The sequence below is a fragment of the Paenarthrobacter sp. YJN-D genome (assembly GCF_015040335.1).
Lineage (GTDB): Bacteria > Actinomycetota > Actinomycetes > Actinomycetales > Micrococcaceae > Arthrobacter > Arthrobacter nicotinovorans.
Map to the genome: position 1 here is coordinate 1,923,522 of NZ_CP053549.1, position 21,543 is coordinate 1,945,064.

Genomic DNA, 21,543 nt, shown 5'->3' on the forward strand with positions numbered 1-21,543 from the left:
AAAACTCAGCCGGTTAGGCCGTGAACGGGAGCCTGGGATCGATGTCCTGGCCTTCCCAGGTCTGGCGGATCCAGCCGTGGTGGGGGTCGTCGCTGATGAGCCAGTCGCGCACGCGGCCAGGACCGGCCATGACATTGAGGTAGTACAGGTCGTAGCCCGGCGCCGCCATGGCAGGTCCGTGCCAGCCATACGGCACCAGCACTACGTCGCCAGTGCGGACCTCGGCTGAGACATCGATGGGGCGCTCGTCGGAGGCGTACACGCGCGCGTGGCCGAACGCGTCGGCATCTTCAGGCGCGGGCGAACCGGCAGCTACCCGGGTCTCGAAGTAGTAGATCTCTTCAAGGCTGGTCTCGCCGTCCTTCTCCTCATCGTGCTTGTGGGGAGGGTACGACGACCAGTTGCCGGCCGGGGTGATGACTTCGCAGACGATGAAACGGTCCGCTTCCAGTGCGGCGGGCGTACCGAAGTTGTGGACCTGCCGCGAGCAGTTACCGGCACCGCGAAGTTCCACGGGGGTCTCGGCTGCGGTGATCAGCCGGGTCGGGTACGCGGCCTTGGCCGGGGCGGTCGCAATGGCGACCCTGCCGCCGTCGTTCGAACTGATGGTGACTGCCTTGTCGATACCCGTGTACAGGACGTCGCTGGGCCCGTGGAAAACGGACTGCCGCCCGGCGAGGACGTACTCGCCGTCGTCGACCGTTACGGTGAACGAGCCGCTCAGCGGCACCACTATGCGTTCTTCCGCGGCTGCGGGAAGTTCGACGGCGGCCCCGGCGGCGAGCGTCGCCACCTTCAGTCCCGTGTGGGCCCAAGTGTCGACTGCGAGGTTGGAATCTGACGTGCCCAGGGAGATGTCCCACTTGCCGTCATTGGCTGTCCCCAGCGGGTAGACCCAGTTGGCCATATGTAATCAGTCCTTGCTTTAGCGCTGTACGAGTGTCATTTCAAAGCTGTAGGAGTCGGCACGGTAGACGTGGTGACCGGTTTCCACCATGCGGCCGGTGTCGTCCACGGCAGTGCGTTCCATGGTGACCAGGGCTGAACCCACCTCTGCTTCGAGCAGGGGAGCCTGGTAGTCGTTGGCAATCATGGCGCCGATGCGCTGCGAAGCGAGCCTGAAGTTGACGCCACCACGGCGGAGGATGGCGTAAAGGCCCTCCTTGGAAAGCTGGGCTTCATCCATGCTGGTGATGTCATCGCGGACCCAGTTCTCCATGAGCGCCAGCGGCTTGCCGCCCACTTTGCGCAAGCGCGTGAAGTGGTAGACCTTGGAGCCGGCGGGCAATTGGAGGGCTGTGAGCGTGAGCGCGTCGGCTTCGACGTGGGAGAAGCTCAGGACTTCGGTGGTGGGCTTCTTGCCGTTGTTGCTGAGGTCGTCGTAGAGGCTGGAGAGTTCCAGCGGCCGGCGGACCTGGCTGGCTACCACCTGTGTTCCCACCCCGCGTTTGCGAACCAGGAGACCGGCGCGGACGAGCTCATCCATTGCCTTGCGCATGGTGGGCCGGGACAGGTTGAGTTGTGCCGCGAGGTCGATCTCGTTGTCCAAGCGGCTCCCGGGTTCCAGGATGCCGCTGTGGATCGCGGCCTCGATGCCCTGGACCACTTGGTGGTAGAGGGGCACTGGAGACGAACGATCGATGCTGAGACTGAGTTGGTTCGCCACTGGATTCTCCTAGACGCCTGCTGAAGACCGGCCAGGGAAGCAGGATGTGGCTCCTCTGCCGGATGGAAGCGTATGTCCGCTCATGTTCTCTTGATAGGACATACTGCCTTTTTTGATGATAGCAGCCGGGTTATGGCCGTCAAGGTCATCGCCCCACGCGGGACGTTCTTTGTCGTCTACACGAGGAGGTCAAGTAAAAACATCCTAATGTCAGGACAAACTATTGACAAAGTGTGAGGCGAGTCACCATGATCGGTGTAGTGGGGAGATCCGGATACGAGTCTTCGGACCCCTCAACCTGAAATCAAAGGAGATAACGGTGGCAAAATTCTCATGGCGCAAAGCGGCGGTCGTCGCTGCAGTGGTTCCCTTGGTGGCACTGAGCGCTTGTTCGAGCCAGGGTGGCAAGCCGGCAGATTCCGGTGGGGGAGCAGCCGCCGGCCAGGTGGCCGGCACTGATCGCATCAAAGTTGCCCTGATTACGCACGCCGCTGCCGGTGACACCTTCTGGGACATCGTCCGCAAGGGTGCGGAGGAAGCATCGGCGAAGGACAATGTTGAGTTGCTGTACACCAGCGACCCCGAAGCCGGCCGCCAGGCGCAGCTGGTCCAGCAGGCCATTGACCAGAAGGTGGACGGCATCGCCGTAACGCTGGCGACCCCGGACGCCCTGAAGGATGTACTGAAGAAGGCCACCGATGCGGGTATCCCGGTGGTCAGCCTCAATGCCGGCGAATCCGTCTCGGCCCAGCTCGGCGCCTTCACCCACTTCGGTTCCAACGAGCAACTGGCCGGCGAGGCCGTCGGTACCAGGCTCGCAGCCGAAGGTTACAAGCACCCCGTCTGCGTCATCCAGCAGCAGGGCCACGTAGGTTTGGAAGCCCGTTGCGCCGGCGTCAAGGCCAAGGTTCCCGCAACGGAGATCCTCTATGTTGACGGCAAGGACATGACAGCCGTCCAGTCCACGGCCACTGCCAAACTCCAGGCGGCCAAGGACGCGGATGTGATCATCGGGCTCGGTGCCCCGATCACGCTGACCCTGCTCAAGTCTGTTACCGACGCTGGAAGCTCGTCCAAGGTGGCCAGCTTCGACCTCAACGCCGACCTCGCCCAGAAGATCGTTGACGGAGCAGTCATTTTCACTGTTGACCAGCAGCCGTGGCTTCAGGGCTACATGTCCGTAGATTCCCTGTGGCAGGCAAAGCGCGGCGGCTTCAAGATCGGTGGCGGCCAGCCGGTCCTGACCGGACCAACCATCGTGGACAAGTCCAACGCTTCCGACGTCCTCAAATTCGCCCAGCAGGGCGTCCGCTAGATCCCGGCATCAGGCTGCGCGGCGGGCAACCGCCGCGCAGCCTGGACAACAAGGAGTCACTCCCATGGCAAACACAGCAACCCTGCCGCCGGCGACATCGCCTGGTGATGAACGGGTCGGCCGCCGCAACCCCTTCCAGAAATTCCTCGCCAGGCCCGAGGTTGGTGCCCTCGTTGGTGCCGTGGTCCTCTTTATCTTCTTCGCCTCGGTGTCGCAGACGTTCACCCAACCGAACGCCCTCGCCACCGTCCTTTACGGTTCTTCGACCATCGGCATCATGGCCGTGGGCGTGTCGCTGCTGATGATCGGTGGCGAGTTCGACCTTTCCACCGGCGTGGCCGTGATCTCGTCAGCGCTGACCGCCTCGCTGTTCAGCTGGAACTTCTCGTTGAACGCCTGGGTTGGTGTGGGCTTGGCCCTGGTGGTCTCGCTGGGCATCGGATTCATCAACGGCTGGATACTGGTCAAGACCAAGCTGCCAAGCTTCATCGTCACCCTGGCCACGTTCCTGATGCTCACCGGCCTCAACCTGGCGCTGACCCGCCTGATCGGCGGCAGTGTTTCCTCCCCGTCCATCTCCAAGCTTGACGGCTTCGAATCAGCACGTGCGGTTTTTGCGTCCTCCGTCAGCATTGGCGGAGTGGAAGTGAAGATCACCGTCTTCTTCTGGATCGTCCTTGTCCTGATCGCATCCTGGGTACTCCTGCGCACGAAGGTCGGCAACTGGATCTTCGCAGTGGGCGGCGACGCCAATGCTGCCCGGGCCGTAGGTGTCCCGGTGACCAAGACCAAGATCGGCCTGTTCATGGCTGTGGGTTTCTGCGGCTGGATCTTGGGCATGCACAACCTCTTCGCCTTCGACGCCGTGCAGTCCGGTGAAGGTGTCGGCAACGAGTTCCTCTACATCATCGCCGCAGTCATTGGTGGCTGCCTCCTCACCGGCGGCTACGGCTCAGCAGTGGGCGGCGCCATCGGTGCCTTCATCTTTGGCATGGCCAATAAGGGCATCGTGTACGCACAATGGAATCCGGACTGGTTCAAGTTCTTCCTTGGCTTGATGCTCCTGCTGGCAACCATCGTCAACCTCATCGTCAAACGCCGGGCAGAGCTGAAGTAAGGGGCCGGAACCATGAACGCACAACAGATTGACCAGCAAACCCTGCTGAAAGACGAGAAGGACCCTTTGACGCACACACCGGTGCACCTGCTCTCACTCGATGGCATAGGCAAGCACTACGGCAACATCATCGCCCTGCGCGATGTCACCATGGCCGTGGACAACGGCCGCGTCACCTGCGTCCTGGGCGACAACGGCGCCGGCAAGTCCACGCTGATCAAGATCATCGCTGGTTTGCACCAGCACGACGAGGGCACACTTCAGGTGATGGGTGACGAGCGGAAGTTCAACTCACCCCGTGACGCCCTCGACGCCGGCATCGCCACCGTCTACCAGGACCTCGCCGTGGTCCCGCTGATGCCCATCTGGCGGAACTTCTTCCTCGGCTCCGAACTCACCAGCGGTTTCGGTCCGTTCAAGAGCATGGATGTCCAGAAGATGAAGGACATCACCAGGAAGGAACTCGCCGACATGGGCATCGACCTGCGCGACGTCGAGCAGCCCATCGGCCAGCTTTCCGGTGGTGAGCGCCAGTGTGTGGCAATTGCCCGTGCGGTGTACTTCGGCGCCAAGGTCCTGATCCTGGACGAACCGACAGCAGCGCTGGGAGTCAAGCAATCCGGCGTCGTACTTCGCTACATCCTGCAGGCGCGCGACCGGGGCCTGGGCGTCATCTTCATTACCCACAACCCGCACCACGCCTTCCCCGTCGGTGACCGGTTCCTGCTGCTCAAGCGCGGCAAGTCGATCGGCTACTACGACAAGAAGGACATCACCCTGGATGAACTGACAGCCCAGATGGCTGGTGGCGCGGAGTTGGCTGAGCTGGCCCATGAGCTGGAGCAGCTTGGCGGACACTCCGCGGCGCTCGAGGAAGTCAAAGCCGAGGTAGCGGATGTCGCCGAGGCCACGACGGAGGCCGCCCCCAAGCGCCACTAGGCAGCCCTTCATGGAATTCTGCCCGGAGCCTGCAACGGTTCCGGGCAGAGTTATTTCAGCAGCAGGGCCTCAGCGCATGGACGTTGTGCCGCGCAGTACCAGGGCGGGTTCAATAAGCTTCCGCTCGGGGAGGAGCGCGGGGTCCTCGATCCGTGCGAGCAGTCTGCGGGCGGTGTCCACTCCGACCAGATCGCTCCGGTTGTCGATGGAGGTCAGGTCCAAGTAGCGCGACTTCGCCAAGGGGGAGTTGTCGTAGCCAATCACCGATACATCATCCGGCACGGACAAGCCACGGGCCTTGAGGGCGGCGAAGGCGCCCAGCGCCATGGTGTCGTTGGCTGCGAAGACTGCGGTGGTGTCCGGGTGGTGCTCCAGGAGCCACACGGTCGCAGCGTAGCCGTCTTCCTCCGACGTGCCGACGGACTCACTGACGACAGGCCCGACGCCGGCAGTCTCCACAGCGCGCAGGAAGCCGGCCCGCCGGTGTGCGGAGGCGCCGTCGGAACCTGAGAGGTGACCGATGCGGACGTGACCCAGTTCCAGCAGATGGTTGGCGGCCAGGCGGCCGCCGGTGTCGTCGTCGTTGGTGATCAGGTCCGCGCCTTCCGGGATGCCTTTGCGCCAGCCTGCCACCACGGTGGGAACCCAGGTTCCGGACAACATGGCTTCGCTGGGCTCGGCCGCGAGTGCCAGGGCGTCAACATGCATGGCAAGCAGGCCGTCGGTGGCTTCCTTGATGCGGTTCTCGCCTGGCCTGGAGTCCGCGAGCATCACTTGGTAGCCGAGATCGGAAAGGACGGACTCCATGCCGCGGAGAAGATCCACGAACCAAAGGTTCCGGTAGTCGTCGATGACCAGGCCGATGCTCTTGGTCTTGCTGCTCGCCAGGGTGGTGGCGGCCCGGCTGGGCCGGTAGCCGAGCTCCGAGATGGCCTTCTGCACAGCGCCCCGGCGCTTTTCGCTGATGCGTGCGGGATCCTTGAGGAACAAGGAAACCAACGACGGCGAGACTCCCGCCTGGGTAGCGACGTCGTAGAGCGTTGGCCGACGGGCCAGGGGACTGTTCTGTGTTCCGGGGCTTGTCACGGGATTCCTGGATGCCTTTCGTTCTGTCTTCGAGGATAGTCGGTTAATGATTGACAGGACATATAGACATAGTTACGATCAGATCCAGCGTAAAAATTGTAGCGCTACAAAACGCCGTAAAGCGCCTCGGGCGCAGGCGAAATTTCGAAGGAGAAATCATGGCTGAAAGCCTCGGCGTCGCCGTCATCGGTGCGGGCATGGCCGGCAAGGCCCACGCTGCCGCTTACCGGACCGCATCTGCCCTCTACAGCCCGGTGCTGCCACCGGTCCGCCTCGTCTCGATCGGCGACGTCAATGCTGAATTCGGCTCACTGGCAGCACGCCGTTTCGGGTACGAGCGCAACGACACCTCCTGGCAGGCCATCGCCGAAGCTGACGACATCGATGTGGTCAGCGTGGTCATCGCCAACTCCCTGCACCGCGAAGTGGTCGAAGGGTTGTTGGCCGCCGGCAAGCATGTCCTATGCGAAAAGCCGCTCAGCGATACCTTGGACGACGCACGGGCCATGGCTTCCGCCGCCCGGGCAGCGGAAGCCCGCGGAACCCTTGCCCGCATCGGTTTCACATTCCGCCGCACCCCTGGCATCGCCTACATTCGCGACCTGATCCGCAATGGAACGCTTGGCAATGTGCTCCACTTCAGTGGCCGATACTGGACGGATTACGGCTTCAGCCCCGCCGCGCCCATGAGCTGGCGCTACAAGGGCGGGCCCGGATCAGGTGCGCGGGCCGACGTCGGAAGCCACCTGACATACGTCTCCGAATTCCTCTGTGGCGACATCAAATCCATCAGCGGCGGACGACTGACGACGGCGATCGACAAGCGTCCCCTGCCGCTCAGCGCCGTGATGGGCCATGACCATGTTGCTGTCAGTGACGTATTTGAAGCCGTGGAGAATGACGACTACGCCGCTTTCAACGCTGAGTTCACCAACGGCGCCGGCAGCTTCGAAGTCTCACGTGTGGCGGCAGGCCACGCCAACAGCCTGCAATTTGAAGTCTTTTGCGAGAACGGCGCAGCCAAGTTCGACCAGCGCAGGCCTTCAGAGATCCAGTTGTTCCTGAACGATGGATCCGGGAATGAGAACGGCTACCGCCAAGTCATCCTTGGCCCGGGCCACCCCTACATCGCCGGAGGCCTTGCCATGGATGCGCCCGAGGTTGGTTTCGGCCAGAACGACGCGTTCGGCTACCAGGCGCGGGCCTTCCTGGAAGAGGTTGCCGGCCTCAGCGCGGAGTCCTCCCTGCCCCGCTGTGCAACGTTCGATGAAGGTGTCCGCAATATGGAGCTCCTTGGCGCCGTCACCGACTCCGCTCTCAACAACGGAAAGAAGATCACGCTATGAAGCTCGGCGTCTACAACGCGATCCTGCATGACCGCCCCCTGCCCGAAGCGTTGAAAGTCATTGCCGACCTTGGGCTCACGGGGATCGAGATCAACACGGGCGGCTTCCTGCCCGCTGTGCACGTGCCTACTTTTGACCAGATTCTGGAAAGCGACGCAGCCCGTGATGACTACCTCGCGGTCTTCGAGGGCACTGGCGTGTCCATTGCAGGCTTGAACTGCAACGGCAACCCCCTGCACCCCAAGCGCGAGATCGGTGAAAAGCACGCGGAGGACATTCGGCGCTCGATCCGTTTGGCGAGCCGCCTGGGCCAGAACCGGGTGGTCACCATGTCCGGCCTTCCGGGTGGTGAGCCTGGCGCGAGTACCGTCAATTGGGTGGTCAACGCCTGGAACTCGGCGGCACTGGATGTGCTGGATTACCAATGGGGCGTGGCTGCGGATTTCTGGAAGGAAACCGATCGCCTCGCTGCCGATCACGGTGTCAAGGTGGCTTTGGAGCTGCATCCGCAGAACATCGTGTTCAACACCGCCGACGTCTACAAGCTGATCGAGCTCACCGGCGCCACCCATGTGGGCGTGGAGCTCGACGCTTCCCACCTGTTCTGGCAGCAGATGGATCCGGTGGCCGTGGTCCGGGAGCTTGGCCCGTTGGTGTTCCAGGCGGCCGCAAAGGACGTGCGCGTCAACCAGGAAAATGCCGCGCTCTACGGTGTGCTGGACAACAGCTTCCGCAGACTCTCAGCCGACGAGAATCGCACCAACCTTGGCGGCGATGAGTGGGCCAATGAGTGGCCCAAGAACTCGGCGTGGGACTTCGTTGCCCTGGGCCGTGGGCACGATACCGCTTTTTGGACCGAATTCCTCCGGGCGCTGCATGACGTGGACCCGGACATGCTGGTGAACATCGAGCATGAAGACGTGTCCCTGGGGCGCATCGAAGGGCTGGAGGTCGCGGCGAAGGTCCTGTTGGATGCGGATGCTGCACTGGAGGAGTCATTGAAGCAAAAAGTTTGACAGGACAAACTAACAAGGTCTAGTCTCGCTTCAGGATTCTCGCCCCGAGACCGCTTTCTGCTGCAGTGACGGAGACAGAACATGACGAACGAAGTGACCCTCGGATTGGTAGGCGTTGGCCGGATCGGTGTGATGCATGCGAATAACATCAGCGCGCTGAACGGCATCATGGCGCAGGACGGTGTGAAGGTACGACTGAAGCTGACAGACGTCGCGGAGGAGCATGCGCGCGTGGTGGCCGGCTCTGTCGGCGCCGACTTCCTGGGCTCTGTGGAGGAATTGCTTGCCTCCGGGGTGGACGGTCTGGTCATAGCCACAGGCACGGCAACCCACCCGGAGCTCATCCGTGCCGGCATCGATGCCGGGATCCCTGTGTTCTGCGAAAAGCCTGTGGGCGTGAACGTTCCGGAATCCCTCCTGGTCCTGGACTATATCCGGGAGAAGAACGGCGTGGTGCAGATCGGGCACCAGCGTCGTTTCGATGCGGGTTACCTCGAGGCAAAACGGGCCTACGAAGCCGGAGAGCTTGGCTGGATCCATTCGCTTCGGGCAGTCACCTGCGACATGACCCCGCCGCCGGTCCAGTTCCTCGCCACCTCGGGTGGCTTGTTCCGGGACTGCTCCGTCCACGACTTCGACATCCTCCGCTGGCTCACCGGCAAGGAAATCGTGGAGGTCTATGCCAAAGGCTCCAACAACGGCGATCCGGCAATTGGTGAGGTTGGCGACGTTGACACTGCTTTGGCGGTGGTGACGTTCGACGACGGCACGGTAGGCACGGTTTCGGCCAGCCGTTACAACGGGGCCGGCCATGATGTCCGGCTGGAACTCCAAGGCTCCAATGGCTCCGTCCTGGTTGGGATGGACGAGCACATGGCCATGCGGTCCGCCGAACCCGGCGTCGCGTTTCCCACGGGCATTCCTCATCTGACTTTTGCGGAGCGGTTTGATCAGGCTTATCGCTCGGAGATGGCTGCGTTTGTTGAACTGGTGCGCGGGCAGCGGAAGAATCCCTGCACGCCGGAGGACGCTGTGGCTGCTTCCAAGGTGGCGGATGCAGCACAGGAGTCCCTGGAGACGGGTGCGCCGGTCAGGGTTTCTGCCTAGCTGAGACGTGTCTGCTTCGCCCGGTGTCATGTTTTGGGTGGTGGTTGCGTCGGGGTGTTTGGTGGGGGTCGATGTGGGGTGGGGGGATGAACCAGGGGACGCCGTTTTGGATGGTGATGCGCCAGTGTTCTTTGTGGATGAGGTGGTGGTGGTGGTGGGTGCAGAGCAGGGTGGCGTTGTTTGTTCCTGTGGTGCCGCCTTGTGACCAGTAGGTGATGTGGTGGGCTTCGCACCAGGGTGCGGGGAGGGTGCAGTCGGGGAACGCGCAGCCGCCGTCGCGGGCGGTGATGGCTTTGCGGATGTGGGGTGGGAAGATCCGGGTGGTGCGGCCGATGTCGAGTATTTGGGAGTCGGTGCCGAGCAGGACGGGCAGGATGTCGGCGTCGCAGGCTATTTTGCGGATGGTGTTGGGGTGGATCGGGCCGGTGAAGGTCGCGGTGCCGGTACTGACAGTGTTCCGGGGGCCCGGCTGCTTCGGGGTGTTGGTTTCTTCTGTGGCGCTCGTGGTGGTGTGGGTGAGGTGTTGGAAGAGGTCGTGGTGGTCGATGGTGACGGTGAGTTGGGGTCGGAGTCCGCCGTTGCTGGGCAGTTTCCCGGTGGTCATGGCCACGGCGCAGGCTCCGATGAGGCCGTCGAGGAGTTTCTGGGCGCGGGAGCGCCGGTCCAGCTGAGGGCCGGTGGTGCCGGTTTGGGTGTTTGTGGTGTTGGTGAGTCGTGGGTTGGTGGCGGCGTTCATGGCGGTGGTGAGGGTTTCGTATTGTTCGGTGGTGGCGAAGATTTCCAGGTGGTGGAGTCCGTGGCGGCGTCGGCGGCGGAGGAACGCGCCTTGGACGTGGCGGAGGGCTTCTTCGGTGGGTTCGGGGCCGTTGTGGTCGATGTGGTCGATCCAGCGGTTGGCCATTGTGGTGACGAAGTCGGGGTCGGATTGTGTGGCGGTGGTGGTGAGGGCGTGTTCCATGCCGGTGAGGGTGTCCGGGTCGGTGAAGTGTTGGGCTTTGTCCAGGGCGGTGCTGATGATCGTCGCGGACCGGGACGGGACCTGTCCGGTGTGGAGGGCGTCGGCGAGTCTTTGACGATGGGCCGGGATTTCCTGGCCGGTTATTCCGGCTCCGGGCAGGACCTCGTTCGCGAGGGCGAGCCTGCGCCGTGCTTCGCCGATCCCGATCCTCAACCGGGCCCGGAGGAACTCCGCCGCGTTCCGGTACCCATCATCCAAAACACTGCCACCACCACCAGCACCAGCACCATCAGCAGCAGCAGCCGGGACGGAGTCACCGCCACCGCCGCCTTCTGACTCACCGGCTGGTTCGGTCCACCCCGTCCGCCATTCCTGGGCGCCGGACGCCGGGGACTGTCCGGGCTGCTGTGCCGGCACCGCACGCTGCGCCTCGGTCCGGGTCCGCTCCACAGCCTGCGCCGCAACGACCTGCACGTACTCAAGGGCCCGGCAAATCTCTTCGACCGATCCTGCGAAATCTGCGGCCTCCGTGAAGTCAAACAGCCGTGTCTCCTCGGCCGCGAGTGAACGCACGGCCGCCACTGCTGCAGCACCCCATGCCAGCGATTCGGCGAGTCCTGCAGCTCCGGCGCGGCCCTCAAATGGCATACCGCCGGTTAGCCGCACGCCAGGGTCGCTGCCGGTCAGCGCGGCGGCGAGTGACGCCGTCGAACCTGTTTTCTCGCTGTGGCGAACGCGTCGGGGCAGGACTTTGGCGCCGGGCGAACCTGCCCGCCGCGCCAAAACATCCCCAATGCTTCCCATGCATCAACCCTGCCAGGAGGGTCTGACATTTTTAGCAGCCCACCCCGGACAGGCTCCGGACATGGCTGACGCGGGCCGAAGAGTCTGGGGGAAAACTCCGACCCGCGCCAGGTCCATGGGGTTGGCTAGCCGATGATCTTCATGGCCTGCCAACCGGTGCCGAGGCTAGTGGGCGGGACGTTGCTGAGAGTCCCGTTGCCGCTGCCTGGGTAGAGCCACAGGGTGTCTCCGATGCGGCCGATGACGTCGTTCTTGTTATCGCCGTCGAGGTCCCGGGGGCCTGCGATCGATGTTCGGTTGTCCCAACCCGCGGAGATTTGCTTCCATGCGAGCCATCCGCGGGTTCCATCGCCGGGGTAGAGCCAGAGGGCGCCAGTATCCGAACGCCTGGCCAGCACGTCTCCCGTACCATCTCCATTAAAGTCCCCGGTGCTCAGAATTGCATTCATAACATTCCAGCCGGTTCCAATCGTGATTGGCGTCCGGAGCCCGCCGCTGCCGTTGCCTTCGTAAAGGCGCAGATCGCCGGTGCTCCGCCTGGCGATCAGGTCAGGGATTCCGTCGCCACTGAAGTCGCCCGGGGAGAACAACTGGCTCATGGTGCTCCATCCGGTGCTCACCTGGACCCTGGCGCCGAAGCTGCCGGCGCCGTCGCCCGGGTAGAACCACAGGACGTCACCTGCCCGGGCCAGCAGGTCCGGTTTGCCGTCCCGGTTGAAGTCGCCCGGGGTTATGGTGTCGGTGATCGTGGACCATGCAGGTGCCGCCAAGGCCGTTTGCCGCGGCCCCAGACCGCCTCCGCCATTGCCCGGGTAGAGGTACAGGTTGCCGGCAGTATCGGAGGACAAGACGTCGGCCTTGCCGTCGCCGTTGAAGTCATGGGACGACGGTGGCCCGGCTGCGGGAACGCTGTACGTCTGGGTTCCAATGGGTGAGGTGTTCCCTGCAGCGTCCACACCGACGTACTTCAGGGTCAGCTGTGATGTCCCCATGACAAGCGGAGCCGAATACTTGAAGTTGGTGGCAGACTCCGTAGCCGTGGGGCTGCTGCCGTCTGTGGTGTAGTAGATGCTTGCGCCTGGTTCATCGGCGGAAAGCGTGATGGTTGCCCCGCTGGCCAGCGCACGGCTGGTTGGGTTCGCCGTCACCACAGGCGCCCGCGTGTCAGGCGGAACGTTGTAGGTCTGCGTGACGACATCGGAGACGTTTCCGGCAGGATCCGTGGCGAAGAATTTCAGGGTCATCGGATCCGGGCCCGCGAAGACAATCGGCGTGGAGTAGACCAATCCTGCAGTGAGGGGATCGCTGCTGTCCTTGGTGTACTTGATCACGGAGTTTGCCTCGTTGGACGTAAGCGTGATGCTGGTGCCCGGGGCGTAGGCGCCGCCCAGCGGGTTGGCCGTCACCACAGGCTTGGTCACGTCCGGGCCGGTGGAGTAGCTCTGAGTCACGACGGCCGACGGATTGTTCGCAGCGTCCACGGCGAAGTACTTCAGCGTCAGTGGACCATTCACGGTGATCGGCGTGGCATATTTGGCACTCGCGGTGGTGGGGGTCGTCCCGTCCAGTGTGTAGAAGATCGTCGCAGGTTCGTTCGCGGACAGGGTGACCTTTTGCCCGATGTCATAGGTGCCGCCGGGCGGTGTCGCCGTCACTTCGGGTGCAACGACGTCGGCCGTGATGTGGGCCTCGAACTCGGACAAGCCGACGCTCGTGGTGGAGCCGCTCACGGAGGTGATGTTGAAGCGGACCGAACTGACTGTCCGTGCCGGGAAATTCACTGTGAGTCCCGAACCGTTGTTAGGCAGGGCGCCCACTGGCACGGTGCTGCCATCCGGGAAGGCCAGGTTGCCGCCGGTTACCTGGTCGCTGAGGACCGGTCGGTCAAAAAGCGTCACGGCGTTGATGGTCCGGGCAGGGGAGAAGTTGTACTGGATCCAGCTGCCTGCCTTGCCGCCGTTGGTGACCCATTCGCGGTTGGCGTCCATGGGCGTACCCCATGCGTACCCGTCGCGGGCCTTCTCGGGGCTCTGCCCCGAGGCCTTCTGCGAAGAAGCGCTCACTGTTGTGCCTGCTGATTTGGCAGCATTGCCCGTCCACTCGATGGCCGTGATGTACTGCCGTTTGAGCCAGTCGCTGTAAGGCGGCGCCGGGCAGGGAGTGTCGCAGAGGTATTTATCGAAATCGGCGAAGCGCACAAAGGTGTTGACTTTGTTGGTCAGGTCCGCGCCCGTCACATTCTGGGCGTATTCATCGATTACATAGGCGTCGTATGCAGATGCCGTATGGGGTCCCGTGTAGGCCCTGCTGGCCAGCTGGGCAAACTTTGCTGTGGCCCAGTGATCGCTGTGGTCGTAGGGGTCCTGGTAATTTCCCGTCCAATCTTGGGTCCGGAAGGTGGTGGGTTGGTAATTGGCCACCAGCTGGTTCAACGTCGTCTGGAATTGCGCCTTGGTAAACGCTGCGGCCCCATCAACCGGACGGATGGAGCTGAGCCGGCCGTCCCACAGTTTCAGGATGCTCTGGCCGTTGTAGCGGCTGCTGCCCCTCCCATCCGGGAAGCCATCCGGAAGCCGCATGAAAACGACGGAAACGTTGGGTGCCGCATTCAAGGTCTGAAGGGTGAGGGGTCGGCCCGGTACGCCCGCGTCGGAGGTGGTCCAGGCATCGGCTACGCCCGCCATTTTCGCGTAGCTTGCCCTGATTCCCGCTTCCAGGCTGTTCCAGTACGCAGCCCCTTCACCGGCTTCACCCGCCGTTGCGTACACGGTCTGCACGCAGCGCTTGGACTGGATGTCACGCATGAAATCCGGACTGATGAAAATCAGGTCATCATCGGTGTGGGCCACTATCTGCATGGCGCCGCCTGTGCCCGGGCACGGCGGGACCGCAGCCGCGGAAGGCGCCGCCACACCAAGGGTCAGGGCAGAAAAGGCAACAGCGGAACCCAGCAGGAAAACAAGGATTCTCCGGAAAAGGGAACGGGTACTGAACAGGGTGGAATGAGTATGACGCCGAGCGTATTTTGGACGGTCCACAACCATGCTCCTCGAGCAGATGTTGGGCCCCCCAGCCGGCAAATTTACGACGCCCCCGGGACGTCATTGCGGAATTCAGTTGGGTACTGCCATTGCCTTTCATGGATCGAAAGTGGAGCAGTGATCGATACTGTACTCCTCGGCGAAATACATGGCTAGGGTCCGGGCCCCTCTCTGCGAAATCCCGGCGGTCCGCATAAACCCCGCATTACGCTGAATTCATGAACCGCACCGCAGCTTTGAACCCAAGTCCTCGAACACTCGACGTCGAAAGCGTGGTTCATTTCGATCGGCTGGTCGGTGCCGGAGCCCGGTCAATGCACGGTTGGCACGCGCAGTCGTTGGACCTTCGCGGCTACTCGCGCCAGCTCAAAGCGATGGATCCGCAAGGTGCCATCTTCCTCGGCTGCACCTTCGACACCGGCGTGGAAGAAAGTCTGCGAAGCCGTGGCGCACTGATCTTTCCGAAGCTGCTGGGTGTTCCCTTTGACCCGTACCGCGGCACTCTCTACACCCCGGCGGAGCTCTACCGGGACATCCCGGCTACTGAGTACGAGTCCACCCTCGACGCGCAGGTCTACCAGTGGAGCATCCTGCCCGGCCAGCGTCAGAGCCTCGACGCCACGCTCGCCGCAGCGCTGCACGATCACGCCATAGGCGACGCCCTGGACGAGGCATTGGATCAGGGCCCCTTCGCAGGAAGCAGGATTGTGGGAGTCATGGGCGGCCATGCCGCCCAGCGAGGATCCAGGGAATTCGCCGACGCCGCCCGGCTGGGCAGCCTGCTCGCCCAAGCCGGCTTCGCCGTCGCCACGGGCGGGGGTCCCGGTGCCATGGAAGCGGCCAATATGGGCGCCTACTTCAGCGGAAGGCCCGACGCCGAACTGCAGGCGGCCCTTGCGACCCTCGCCGATGTACCGGGGTTCAGGCCCTCGGTGACGGCTTGGGCGCGTCAGGCGGCGGCCGTCGTCGAACATTACCCGCAAGGCACCCCGACCCTCGGCATCCCTACCTGGTTCTACGGGCACGAGCCGCCCAATCTGTTCGCCACCCACATCGCCAAGTACTTCGCCAACGCCATCCGGGAAGCCATCCTGTTGGAAGTCTGCAACGGCGGGATCGTGTTCCTGCCGGGAGCTGCAGGCACGGTGCAGGAGATTTTCCAGGACGCCTGTGAGAACTACTACGGCGCGCCCGAAACCATTACCCCCATGGTCCTGGTGGGCCGCGAACACTGGGAACGGACCTTCCCGGCGTGGCCTATGCTGCAGAGCCTGGCCGCCGGGAAGCCCATGGCGGAGCGTATCTTTTTGGTGGACACGGTGGAGGATGCGCTCGCGGTGTTGGCCCGCTAAGACACAGCCCGGCTCAGAAGTCTTTGCTGCAGGGACCTGAACCCAGTTCCGCGAGCCCCGTCAGGTCGCCTGCGGCATATTCCCGTACCCACGATGCCTGCCCGAACATGAGTTGCCGGGGATCGTCCACGTGGTCCAGGCCCACCAGGTGTCCGAGCTCGTGCAGGATGACCGCCACGCCGATGTCCTCACCGTCCGGGGTGTCCACGATCCCGGCAAACTGTGGTGCATCCAGTGAGACTGTCCCGGTCACGTATGCCTTGTAGCCGTTGCTCAGGCCAATGGAGGAGCTTCCGCCCAGACCCACCGTCTGCCCGGTCAGGCGCGGTACCTGCTCCGGGGTGCTCCAGGCGATCAACACCGGCGCCCAACGGTCCCCGTATCTGGCCGGCTGATACCCGGAACGGTTGGGGGAGGGAACCTCGGAACTCGGCCCGTCGTAAATGAATCTCAACCCCGTAGCTCTCCCGGTTTCATGGACAGCCTTCTCTACAAGAACCTGCCAGGAAGCCGGTGCGAGGTCCGAATTCACCACGTAGTGGATGGGCCTGCAGGGCGAGTACGCCAAGGGCGTGCCGTCTTCTTTGACTGCCAGGAACTTGTACGAGCTGCTGGCTTGGACCAGCGGGGGCGGCGTGCCGAGGGGCGCGTCGGCTTCTTCACGTCCGGGCAGGGGATCGTCCCGTTGTCCGAAGGGTGCCAGCCCGGGACGTGGCGGCTGGCTCTGGCTTTCCGATGATCCGTAGAGGAATTGCTGCAGCTCTCCGCCGAAATAGGCTCCGGCGCACACGAGCCCCAGGATGCCCAGCAGGAACAGGATGGCGGCGACGCTGCTGTGCTTGATCGGCGGGCGGTGCTCAGGCGGCTCGTGCGGACCCGAAGGCGGAAGGTAATGGGGCCGGGGAGGATCCGGGTCCGGCCACTTGGACGACCCATAAGGTTCCATGGAACCCCCTGACGTGGAGGCCGCGGACGGGCGGTGGGGCGCCGCCGTCGGCCGTATTCGCCAGCATAAGTCCAGTGTCCCCGTGAGTCCATGGCCTTTGTACCCAACGCCTGAAAGCTGCTAGATGTCCTTGCGGCAGGGGGCTGATGCCAGGAGATGGAGGCCGTTCAGGTCACCGGCGGCCAGACCGTCCGGTGCCCCGATTTCCGGGTACATGAGCTGGATCGGATCGTCCACATGGTCCAGTCCCATCACGTGTCCCAGCTCGTGCTGCATGACGGCAAGGACGTAGTCCGCACCGCCGGGATCGGCCAGAAGTTCCGCGATCTGGGGTGTGTCCAGCTCCAGGCTTCCGGTGATGTAGCTTTTGGGGCCCTTGTCCAGCGAATACATGGTGCTGCCGCCCGTGCCGATGACCTTCCCTTCAAGGGCCGGCGCCACTTCTGGTGTGGTCCACGAGATCAGCAGGGGAGCCCACCGGTCGCCGTAGCGGTTGGGTTGGTAGGGCTCTCGCCGGTCCGCGGGTTGTTCGTCGGTTGTTCCGTCGTTGACGAACTGGATGCCCGAGGCTGCAGAGATATTGGCAATGGCCGTCGCCAGGAGGGGGTCGGTTCCTTCGGGAGCGGAGGCGTTGTTCACCACGTAGTGCAGCGGCCGGCAAGGGGAATAGCCCACCGGGGTGCCGTCGTCGTTCATGGCCAGGAACTTGTACGAATCATTGGTGGTGCCCGGTGCCGTCGGCGAGGCCAGCGGGGCGTCAGCTTCCTCAAGTCCCGGCGGTGGTGCGTCCGGAATGCGGGCCGAGGTGGGCTGTATCTTCCCGGTTTGCGGGCCGCCCGGGACGCTGACGCCCGGGAACAGTGCCGTGATGCGGGGGTCGCCATTCAGGAACCAGGACACCAGCACAGCGACCGTCGCCGCGATGAATGCCATCAGCAGGCCGAGCAGAACGCGCTGGGTTGTTCCCGATCGCCGGTGCTTCGGCACGTGCGTAGCTTCCCGCTCCCAGTCCACGGTTCTCCATTCCTCAGGCCCTTGGTCACGCGGGGCAGCGCGGAGGACGAACCAACATTACGGTCTGCCGGGGGAGCAGTCCAAACTCAGACGATCGCCGCGCCGAACAGCAAACCGAGACCGTAGGTGGCAGCAGCTGCTCCCAGCCCGATGGCCAGTTGCCGCAGGCCGCGGCTGAGCGGCGACGTACCGGACAGCAAACCCACGACGGCGCCTGTCGCCAGCAGCGCGATGCCCACCAGGACTCCGGCCACCAGGAGCGCGGCCATACCCGTCATCCCGAAAAGGAAGGGCAGGATCGGAACGATGGCTCCCGAGGCGAAGAAGCAGAAACTGGACAGCGCCGCGCCCCACGCCGAACCCACCGATTCATGCTCATCGGCCACCGGCTTCTCGGGCTGCAGGGAGAGGCTGGGATCGCAGTCGCAGCTGAACAATCCCATGCGCTCGGCTGCCCGGTGCTCGGCGGCTTCGCGGGTCATGCCGCGTGCCAGGTACACGAGGACCAGCTCGTTGTGGTCGATGTCCAGCGACGGGGCTGCGGTCAGGGTGGCCTGGGTGGGGAGGGTGGCATTGAGCAGTTCGCGTTGCGAGCGGACGGAGACGTATTCGCCGGCACCCATGGACAGTGCGCCAGCCAGGAGCCCTGCAACGCCGCTCATGAGGACCACGGAACTCGGTACACCCGTCGCGGCCATGCCCATGACCAGCGACAGGTTGCTCACCAAACCGTCGTTGGCGCCGAAAACTGCAGCACGGAAGGTACCCGAGAGCCGGTTGCGTCCACGGGTCGCCAGGCCCCGGACTACTTCCTCGTGGATTTGTTCATCGGCCACCATCGCGGGGGTGGCGGCCGGCTCGGTTCCGTAGGGGGAGCGGCCCTCTGCACGTTGCGCCAGGGCCAGGACGAAGACCGAACCGAAGTTGCGGGCCAGGAACCCCAGGAACTGGCTGCGGGCGGAAGCTGCCTTGGGCATGCCTGCGTGCTCACCCAGGAGTTTGAGCCAGTGCGCTTCATGACGCCCTTCGGCTTCGGCCAGAGCCAGCAGGATCTGCCGTTCCTCGCCGTCGCGGCGCTGGGCGAGTTCGCGGTAGACCGCAGCCTCGGCGCGTTCATCGGCAAGGTACTGCCGCCAACGCCTGATGTCCGACGCAGTGGGTGCTGCCGGTTCTGCGGTGTGGTGGAGGGCTGCGGGTTCGATTGCGGGGTCCGGAGCGGGGCTCGACGAACTGTGGGATTCCTGGTGCATCTGCACTTTATCTCCTGTGCTGGGTGGGGTAGTTGCGGCCCCATTGCACGCCCCACACTACCGCTTATTTGCAGGGTTTTTTGGCTGGTATTCCTTAGCTGGAATGTTCGGTGCACCGTAATTTCCGGCTCTGCTTGACCCTCGCTTTGGCCGGTGCTCAGATGGAAGGACAGGGGCGGGGAGCCTCCCCGCACTCGGTTAGCGGGCTCTTACAGGCCCACGGGACGGAGGTTGCACCATGGACACCACCGAATCACACGCCAAGTACCCGGAACGCACCACCATCGAGTCGGACCCGGCCTACGACTACGCCGAAGACCAGGAAGTGGACGAGCCCTGGGTTGAGGAAGTGGACGCCCCCGAGGACGACGAACGGGTGGTGCCGATCGATGAGACCGAGGAATTCCGTGGGGAGGAAGAGGAAATCTAGTCCTCGTCCCGGCTGCCGAGGGCGAACAGGCGCGGCTGGCCATCCCGTTTTCCTGTCGCGGCCACAGTAACCGTCAGGGTCCGGGACGCCTCGCACCACGTTGAGGGCCGGACGGCCTGGGCCAGCGCTCTGGCGATCTGCTGCGGATGGGGATGCCGGAAGAACAGGGTTTCGTTCCTGGCCACTATGGTGACCGTGCCCAGGTAAAGGTCGACGGCGGGAATCACCGTGACGTTCCGGGCTTCGGTTGGGCCGGTGGTGTTGTGGGCGTGGCTGGCATCGCTCTGATACGGCAAGGTGCTGCTCCTGTGGAGAGTGCTCTTGCCCGCTCGGTTGTCTCAGGTCCGGGACGGGCCGCTTCCTCATCCGAACCACCCGTGAACATGGGGTTGGTGCATGGCCAGTCGGAGCTTGGCGCCACATCTCTTGAAGCTGGGACAACAGTACCGCACCTGCGGTTGTGAAGGCCCTTTTGCCGGGAACAAAACGACGGCGGTGCCGCCCCCGCGAAGGGGCGGCACCGCCGTCGGGTATTGCCTGGTTACTTGCTGCTGCCCACCGGGTGGACTTCCGGCGGCAGTTCCTCGGAGATGGCGCCGGCTACGCGCTTGTCCCAGGCCTCGCGGACGGCTGCGTCCGTGGGCGGAGTCAGCAGGGAGACCACGACGTAAACCACCAGGGAAGCACCGAGGCCCCAGTAGATGGGCTCGTTGGCGTAGACGCCGTCTTCGCTCGGGATGACACCAACCGCGTACATGATGAGCAGGGCCAGTGTCAGAACTGAGCCGACTGCCATGGACCATGCAGCCGCGATGCCCGTTCCGCGCTTCCAGACCAGGCCGCCGAGAATGGCGACCAGGAGTCCGCCCACCAGGATGTCGTAGGCGATGGTCAGGGCAACAACGACGTCCTGCGCTGCCATGGAAATCAGGACGGCAACGATGCCCAGGCCCAGGACCCAGTAGCGGTTAGCCTTGACGTCGTGCTCGGGGTTTTCCGTGTCGTCGGTGTTGATCGTCTTGCCGAACCAGCTGGCCACGAACGGGACAACGTCTGCGCGGGCCACCGTAGCGGCGGCGATCAGGGCGCCCGAAGCGGTGGACATCATCGCAGCCACAGCCGCGGCCATCACCAGTCCGCCGATGCCGACGGGCAGGATGTGGGTTGCCACCTCTGCGTAGACAACGTCCTTGCCGAGGTTGGCGACATCGATGTCCGGGAGGGCGACGCGGGCAGCCAGGCCGATCAGTGCGCCGGCGATGCCGTAGAGGATGCAGTAAACACCGGCGGTAGCTCCGCCCCAGCGTGCAACGGTGGCGGTCTTGGCGGTGAAGACGCGCTGCCAGATGTCCTGGCCGATCAGGAGGCCGAGGGTGTAGACCACGAAGTAAGTGATGATTGTCTGGACGCCGATGCCGTCGATCTGGAAGAAGCTGGCGTCAAGGCGCTCACGGATGCCGTCCATTCCGCCGGCTGCGTTCAGGACGAACGGCAGCATCAGGAAGAAAATGCCTACGGTCTTGATGAGGAACTGCACCTGGTCTGCCAAGGTGATGGACCACATGCCGCCGATGGTGGAGTAGACCAGCACGATGGCGCCGCCGACGGCGATTGCCAACCAGCGTTCCCAGTCGAAGAGCACCACGAAGATGGTGGCGTAGGCGCCGGTGGACGTGGCGCAGAGCATGAGGGTGTAAGCCAACATCACGATTCCGGATGTCTGGGTGGCTTTGCTGCCGTATCGCAGGCTCAGCATTTGGGAGACCGTGTAGATCTTCAACCGCTGGATGGTGCCGGCGAACAGGAGGCTAAGGAGCAGCACGCCGGAGCCGATGGCCACCACGAGCCACATGCCGGAGATGCCGAACTTGTAGCCGAGGCCCACGCCGCCCACGGTGGATGCGCCACCGAGGACCACGGCGGCCATGGTGCCTGTGTAGAGGAAGGGTCCCAGGCGGCGGCCGGCCACCAGGAAGTCGCTGTTGTTCTTTGTGCGGGACTTGCCCCACCAGCCGAAGGCCAGCATGGCGAGCAGGTACACCACCACGATTGCGATATTACTAGCCGAAGATTCCATGAACGGTCCTTGGAGCTGATGCACGGAGGTTGGGGTTTTCGACGATACTCCTGCGATGCGTCGAAGTCTCTGTGCGGAT

At 63.8% G+C, this 21,543-nt stretch carries 18 protein-coding genes and 1 riboswitch; of the genes, 8 read left to right on the plus strand and 10 right to left on the minus strand.

The window, feature by feature from the left end; all coding sequences use genetic code 11:
• Positions 1-13 precede the first annotated feature (13 nt).
• The gene (gene iolB / locus HMI60_RS09105; protein WP_193591001.1) at positions 14-907 is read right to left on the minus strand and encodes a 5-deoxy-glucuronate isomerase; all 894 of its coding nucleotides are present in this window, start codon (positions 905-907) and stop codon (positions 14-16) included.
• Positions 908-925: 18 nt separating this feature from the next.
• Entirely contained in the window at positions 926-1,666 is a 741-nt protein-coding gene (locus HMI60_RS09110; protein WP_018779623.1) for a GntR family transcriptional regulator, read from the minus strand.
• Positions 1,667-1,985: 319 nt separating this feature from the next.
• On the opposite strand from HMI60_RS09110, the gene HMI60_RS09115 reads away from it, so the two are divergent.
• The 3 genes from HMI60_RS09115 to HMI60_RS09125 all read left to right on the plus strand — a co-directional run bounded on the left by HMI60_RS09115 (position 1,986) and on the right by HMI60_RS09125 (position 5,037).
• Positions 1,986-2,981, plus strand: a complete 996-nt coding sequence (locus HMI60_RS09115) for a substrate-binding domain-containing protein (RefSeq protein ID WP_018779625.1) — start codon at positions 1,986-1,988, stop codon at positions 2,979-2,981.
• Between the two features lie 64 nt (positions 2,982-3,045).
• On the plus strand, positions 3,046-4,098 hold the full coding sequence (locus tag HMI60_RS09120; RefSeq protein WP_018779626.1) for an ABC transporter permease: 1,053 nt from the start codon (positions 3,046-3,048) through the stop codon (positions 4,096-4,098).
• 12 nt (positions 4,099-4,110) lie between these two features.
• Complete coding sequence (locus HMI60_RS09125; protein ID WP_018779627.1) at positions 4,111-5,037, plus strand: ATP-binding cassette domain-containing protein; 927 nt, start codon at positions 4,111-4,113, stop codon at positions 5,035-5,037.
• A gap of 69 nt (positions 5,038-5,106) precedes the next feature.
• On the opposite strand, the gene HMI60_RS09130 is transcribed toward HMI60_RS09125, so the two are convergent.
• The gene (locus HMI60_RS09130; RefSeq protein WP_064723883.1) at positions 5,107-6,123 is read right to left on the minus strand and encodes a LacI family DNA-binding transcriptional regulator; all 1,017 of its coding nucleotides are present in this window, start codon (positions 6,121-6,123) and stop codon (positions 5,107-5,109) included.
• Positions 6,124-6,281: 158 nt separating this feature from the next.
• Between HMI60_RS09130 and HMI60_RS09135 the strand changes: the two genes are divergently transcribed.
• The 3 genes from HMI60_RS09135 (at position 6,282) to HMI60_RS09145 (ending at position 9,592) form a co-directional block, all read left to right on the plus strand.
• Complete coding sequence (locus HMI60_RS09135; RefSeq protein ID WP_193591002.1) at positions 6,282-7,469, plus strand: Gfo/Idh/MocA family protein; 1,188 nt, start codon at positions 6,282-6,284, stop codon at positions 7,467-7,469.
• Entirely contained in the window at positions 7,466-8,485 is a 1,020-nt protein-coding gene (locus HMI60_RS09140) for a sugar phosphate isomerase/epimerase (RefSeq protein WP_039240072.1), read from the plus strand. The genes HMI60_RS09135 and HMI60_RS09140 overlap by 4 nt, the downstream gene beginning before the upstream one ends.
• An 81-nt stretch (positions 8,486-8,566) precedes the next feature.
• On the plus strand, positions 8,567-9,592 hold the full coding sequence (locus tag HMI60_RS09145; protein ID WP_193591003.1) for a Gfo/Idh/MocA family oxidoreductase: 1,026 nt from the start codon (positions 8,567-8,569) through the stop codon (positions 9,590-9,592).
• Here HMI60_RS09145 and HMI60_RS09150 read toward each other — a convergent pair.
• Positions 9,576-11,354: an HNH endonuclease signature motif containing protein gene (locus HMI60_RS09150; protein WP_193591004.1), complete on the minus strand. Its 1,779-nt coding sequence runs from the start codon at positions 11,352-11,354 to the stop codon at positions 9,576-9,578. The genes HMI60_RS09145 and HMI60_RS09150 overlap by 17 nt on opposite strands.
• Positions 11,355-11,479: 125 nt before the next feature.
• Entirely contained in the window at positions 11,480-14,212 is a 2,733-nt protein-coding gene (locus tag HMI60_RS09155; RefSeq protein ID WP_227453691.1) for a chitobiase/beta-hexosaminidase C-terminal domain-containing protein, read from the minus strand.
• A gap of 401 nt (positions 14,213-14,613) precedes the next feature.
• Between HMI60_RS09155 and HMI60_RS09160 the strand changes: the two genes are divergently transcribed.
• On the plus strand, positions 14,614-15,747 hold the full coding sequence (locus tag HMI60_RS09160; RefSeq protein ID WP_189076017.1) for an LOG family protein: 1,134 nt from the start codon (positions 14,614-14,616) through the stop codon (positions 15,745-15,747).
• Between the two features lie 13 nt (positions 15,748-15,760).
• On the opposite strand, the gene HMI60_RS09165 is transcribed toward HMI60_RS09160, so the two are convergent.
• The 3 genes from HMI60_RS09165 to HMI60_RS09175 form a co-directional block, all read right to left on the minus strand.
• A complete protein-coding gene (locus tag HMI60_RS09165; RefSeq protein WP_193591006.1) occupies positions 15,761-16,693 on the minus strand; it encodes a peptidase M10A and M12B matrixin and adamalysin in 933 nt (310 codons plus the stop codon).
• Between the two features lie 120 nt (positions 16,694-16,813).
• Positions 16,814-17,707, minus strand: a complete 894-nt coding sequence (locus HMI60_RS09170) for a matrixin family metalloprotease (RefSeq protein ID WP_179128333.1) — start codon at positions 17,705-17,707, stop codon at positions 16,814-16,816.
• An 86-nt stretch (positions 17,708-17,793) separates the two neighbouring features.
• Positions 17,794-18,957: a VIT1/CCC1 transporter family protein gene (locus HMI60_RS09175; protein WP_055975145.1), complete on the minus strand. Its 1,164-nt coding sequence runs from the start codon at positions 18,955-18,957 to the stop codon at positions 17,794-17,796.
• A gap of 238 nt (positions 18,958-19,195) precedes the next feature.
• On the opposite strand from HMI60_RS09175, the gene HMI60_RS09180 reads away from it, so the two are divergent.
• A complete protein-coding gene (locus HMI60_RS09180; protein WP_018777074.1) occupies positions 19,196-19,387 on the plus strand; it encodes a hypothetical protein in 192 nt (63 codons plus the stop codon).
• Here HMI60_RS09180 and HMI60_RS09185 read toward each other — a convergent pair.
• Complete coding sequence (locus tag HMI60_RS09185; protein ID WP_193591007.1) at positions 19,384-19,683, minus strand: hypothetical protein; 300 nt, start codon at positions 19,681-19,683, stop codon at positions 19,384-19,386. The two genes, HMI60_RS09180 and HMI60_RS09185, sit on opposite strands and share 4 nt — an antisense overlap.
• A 16-nt stretch (positions 19,684-19,699) precedes the next feature.
• Positions 19,700-19,819, minus strand: a riboswitch (SAM riboswitch).
• A gap of 109 nt (positions 19,820-19,928) precedes the next feature.
• Positions 19,929-21,464, minus strand: coding sequence for a sodium:solute symporter (locus tag HMI60_RS09190; protein ID WP_193591008.1), 1,536 nt, complete (start codon positions 21,462-21,464; stop codon positions 19,929-19,931).
• Positions 21,465-21,543: the final 79 nt, after the last annotated feature.

Coding starts and splice junctions, on each gene's coding strand:
- HMI60_RS09145 (WP_193591003.1), top strand. CDS start 8,567: ATGACGAACGAAGTGACCCTCGGATTGGTAGGCGTTGGCCGGATCGGT.
- HMI60_RS09165 (WP_193591006.1), bottom strand. CDS start 16,693: ATGGAACCTTATGGGTCGTCCAAGTGGCCGGACCCGGATCCTCCCCGG.
- HMI60_RS09155 (WP_227453691.1), bottom strand. CDS start 14,212: ATGCAGATAGTGGCCCACACCGATGATGACCTGATTTTCATCAGTCCG.
- HMI60_RS09150 (WP_193591004.1), bottom strand. CDS start 11,354: ATGGGAAGCATTGGGGATGTTTTGGCGCGGCGGGCAGGTTCGCCCGGC.
- HMI60_RS09120 (WP_018779626.1), top strand. CDS start 3,046: ATGGCAAACACAGCAACCCTGCCGCCGGCGACATCGCCTGGTGATGAA.
- HMI60_RS09190 (WP_193591008.1), bottom strand. CDS start 21,464: ATGGAATCTTCGGCTAGTAATATCGCAATCGTGGTGGTGTACCTGCTC.
- HMI60_RS09160 (WP_189076017.1), top strand. CDS start 14,614: ATGAACCGCACCGCAGCTTTGAACCCAAGTCCTCGAACACTCGACGTC.
- iolB (WP_193591001.1), bottom strand. CDS start 907: ATGGCCAACTGGGTCTACCCGCTGGGGACAGCCAATGACGGCAAGTGG.
- HMI60_RS09135 (WP_193591002.1), top strand. CDS start 6,282: ATGGCTGAAAGCCTCGGCGTCGCCGTCATCGGTGCGGGCATGGCCGGC.
- HMI60_RS09140 (WP_039240072.1), top strand. CDS start 7,466: ATGAAGCTCGGCGTCTACAACGCGATCCTGCATGACCGCCCCCTGCCC.
- HMI60_RS09180 (WP_018777074.1), top strand. CDS start 19,196: ATGGACACCACCGAATCACACGCCAAGTACCCGGAACGCACCACCATC.
- HMI60_RS09175 (WP_055975145.1), bottom strand. CDS start 18,957: ATGCACCAGGAATCCCACAGTTCGTCGAGCCCCGCTCCGGACCCCGCA.
- HMI60_RS09125 (WP_018779627.1), top strand. CDS start 4,111: ATGAACGCACAACAGATTGACCAGCAAACCCTGCTGAAAGACGAGAAG.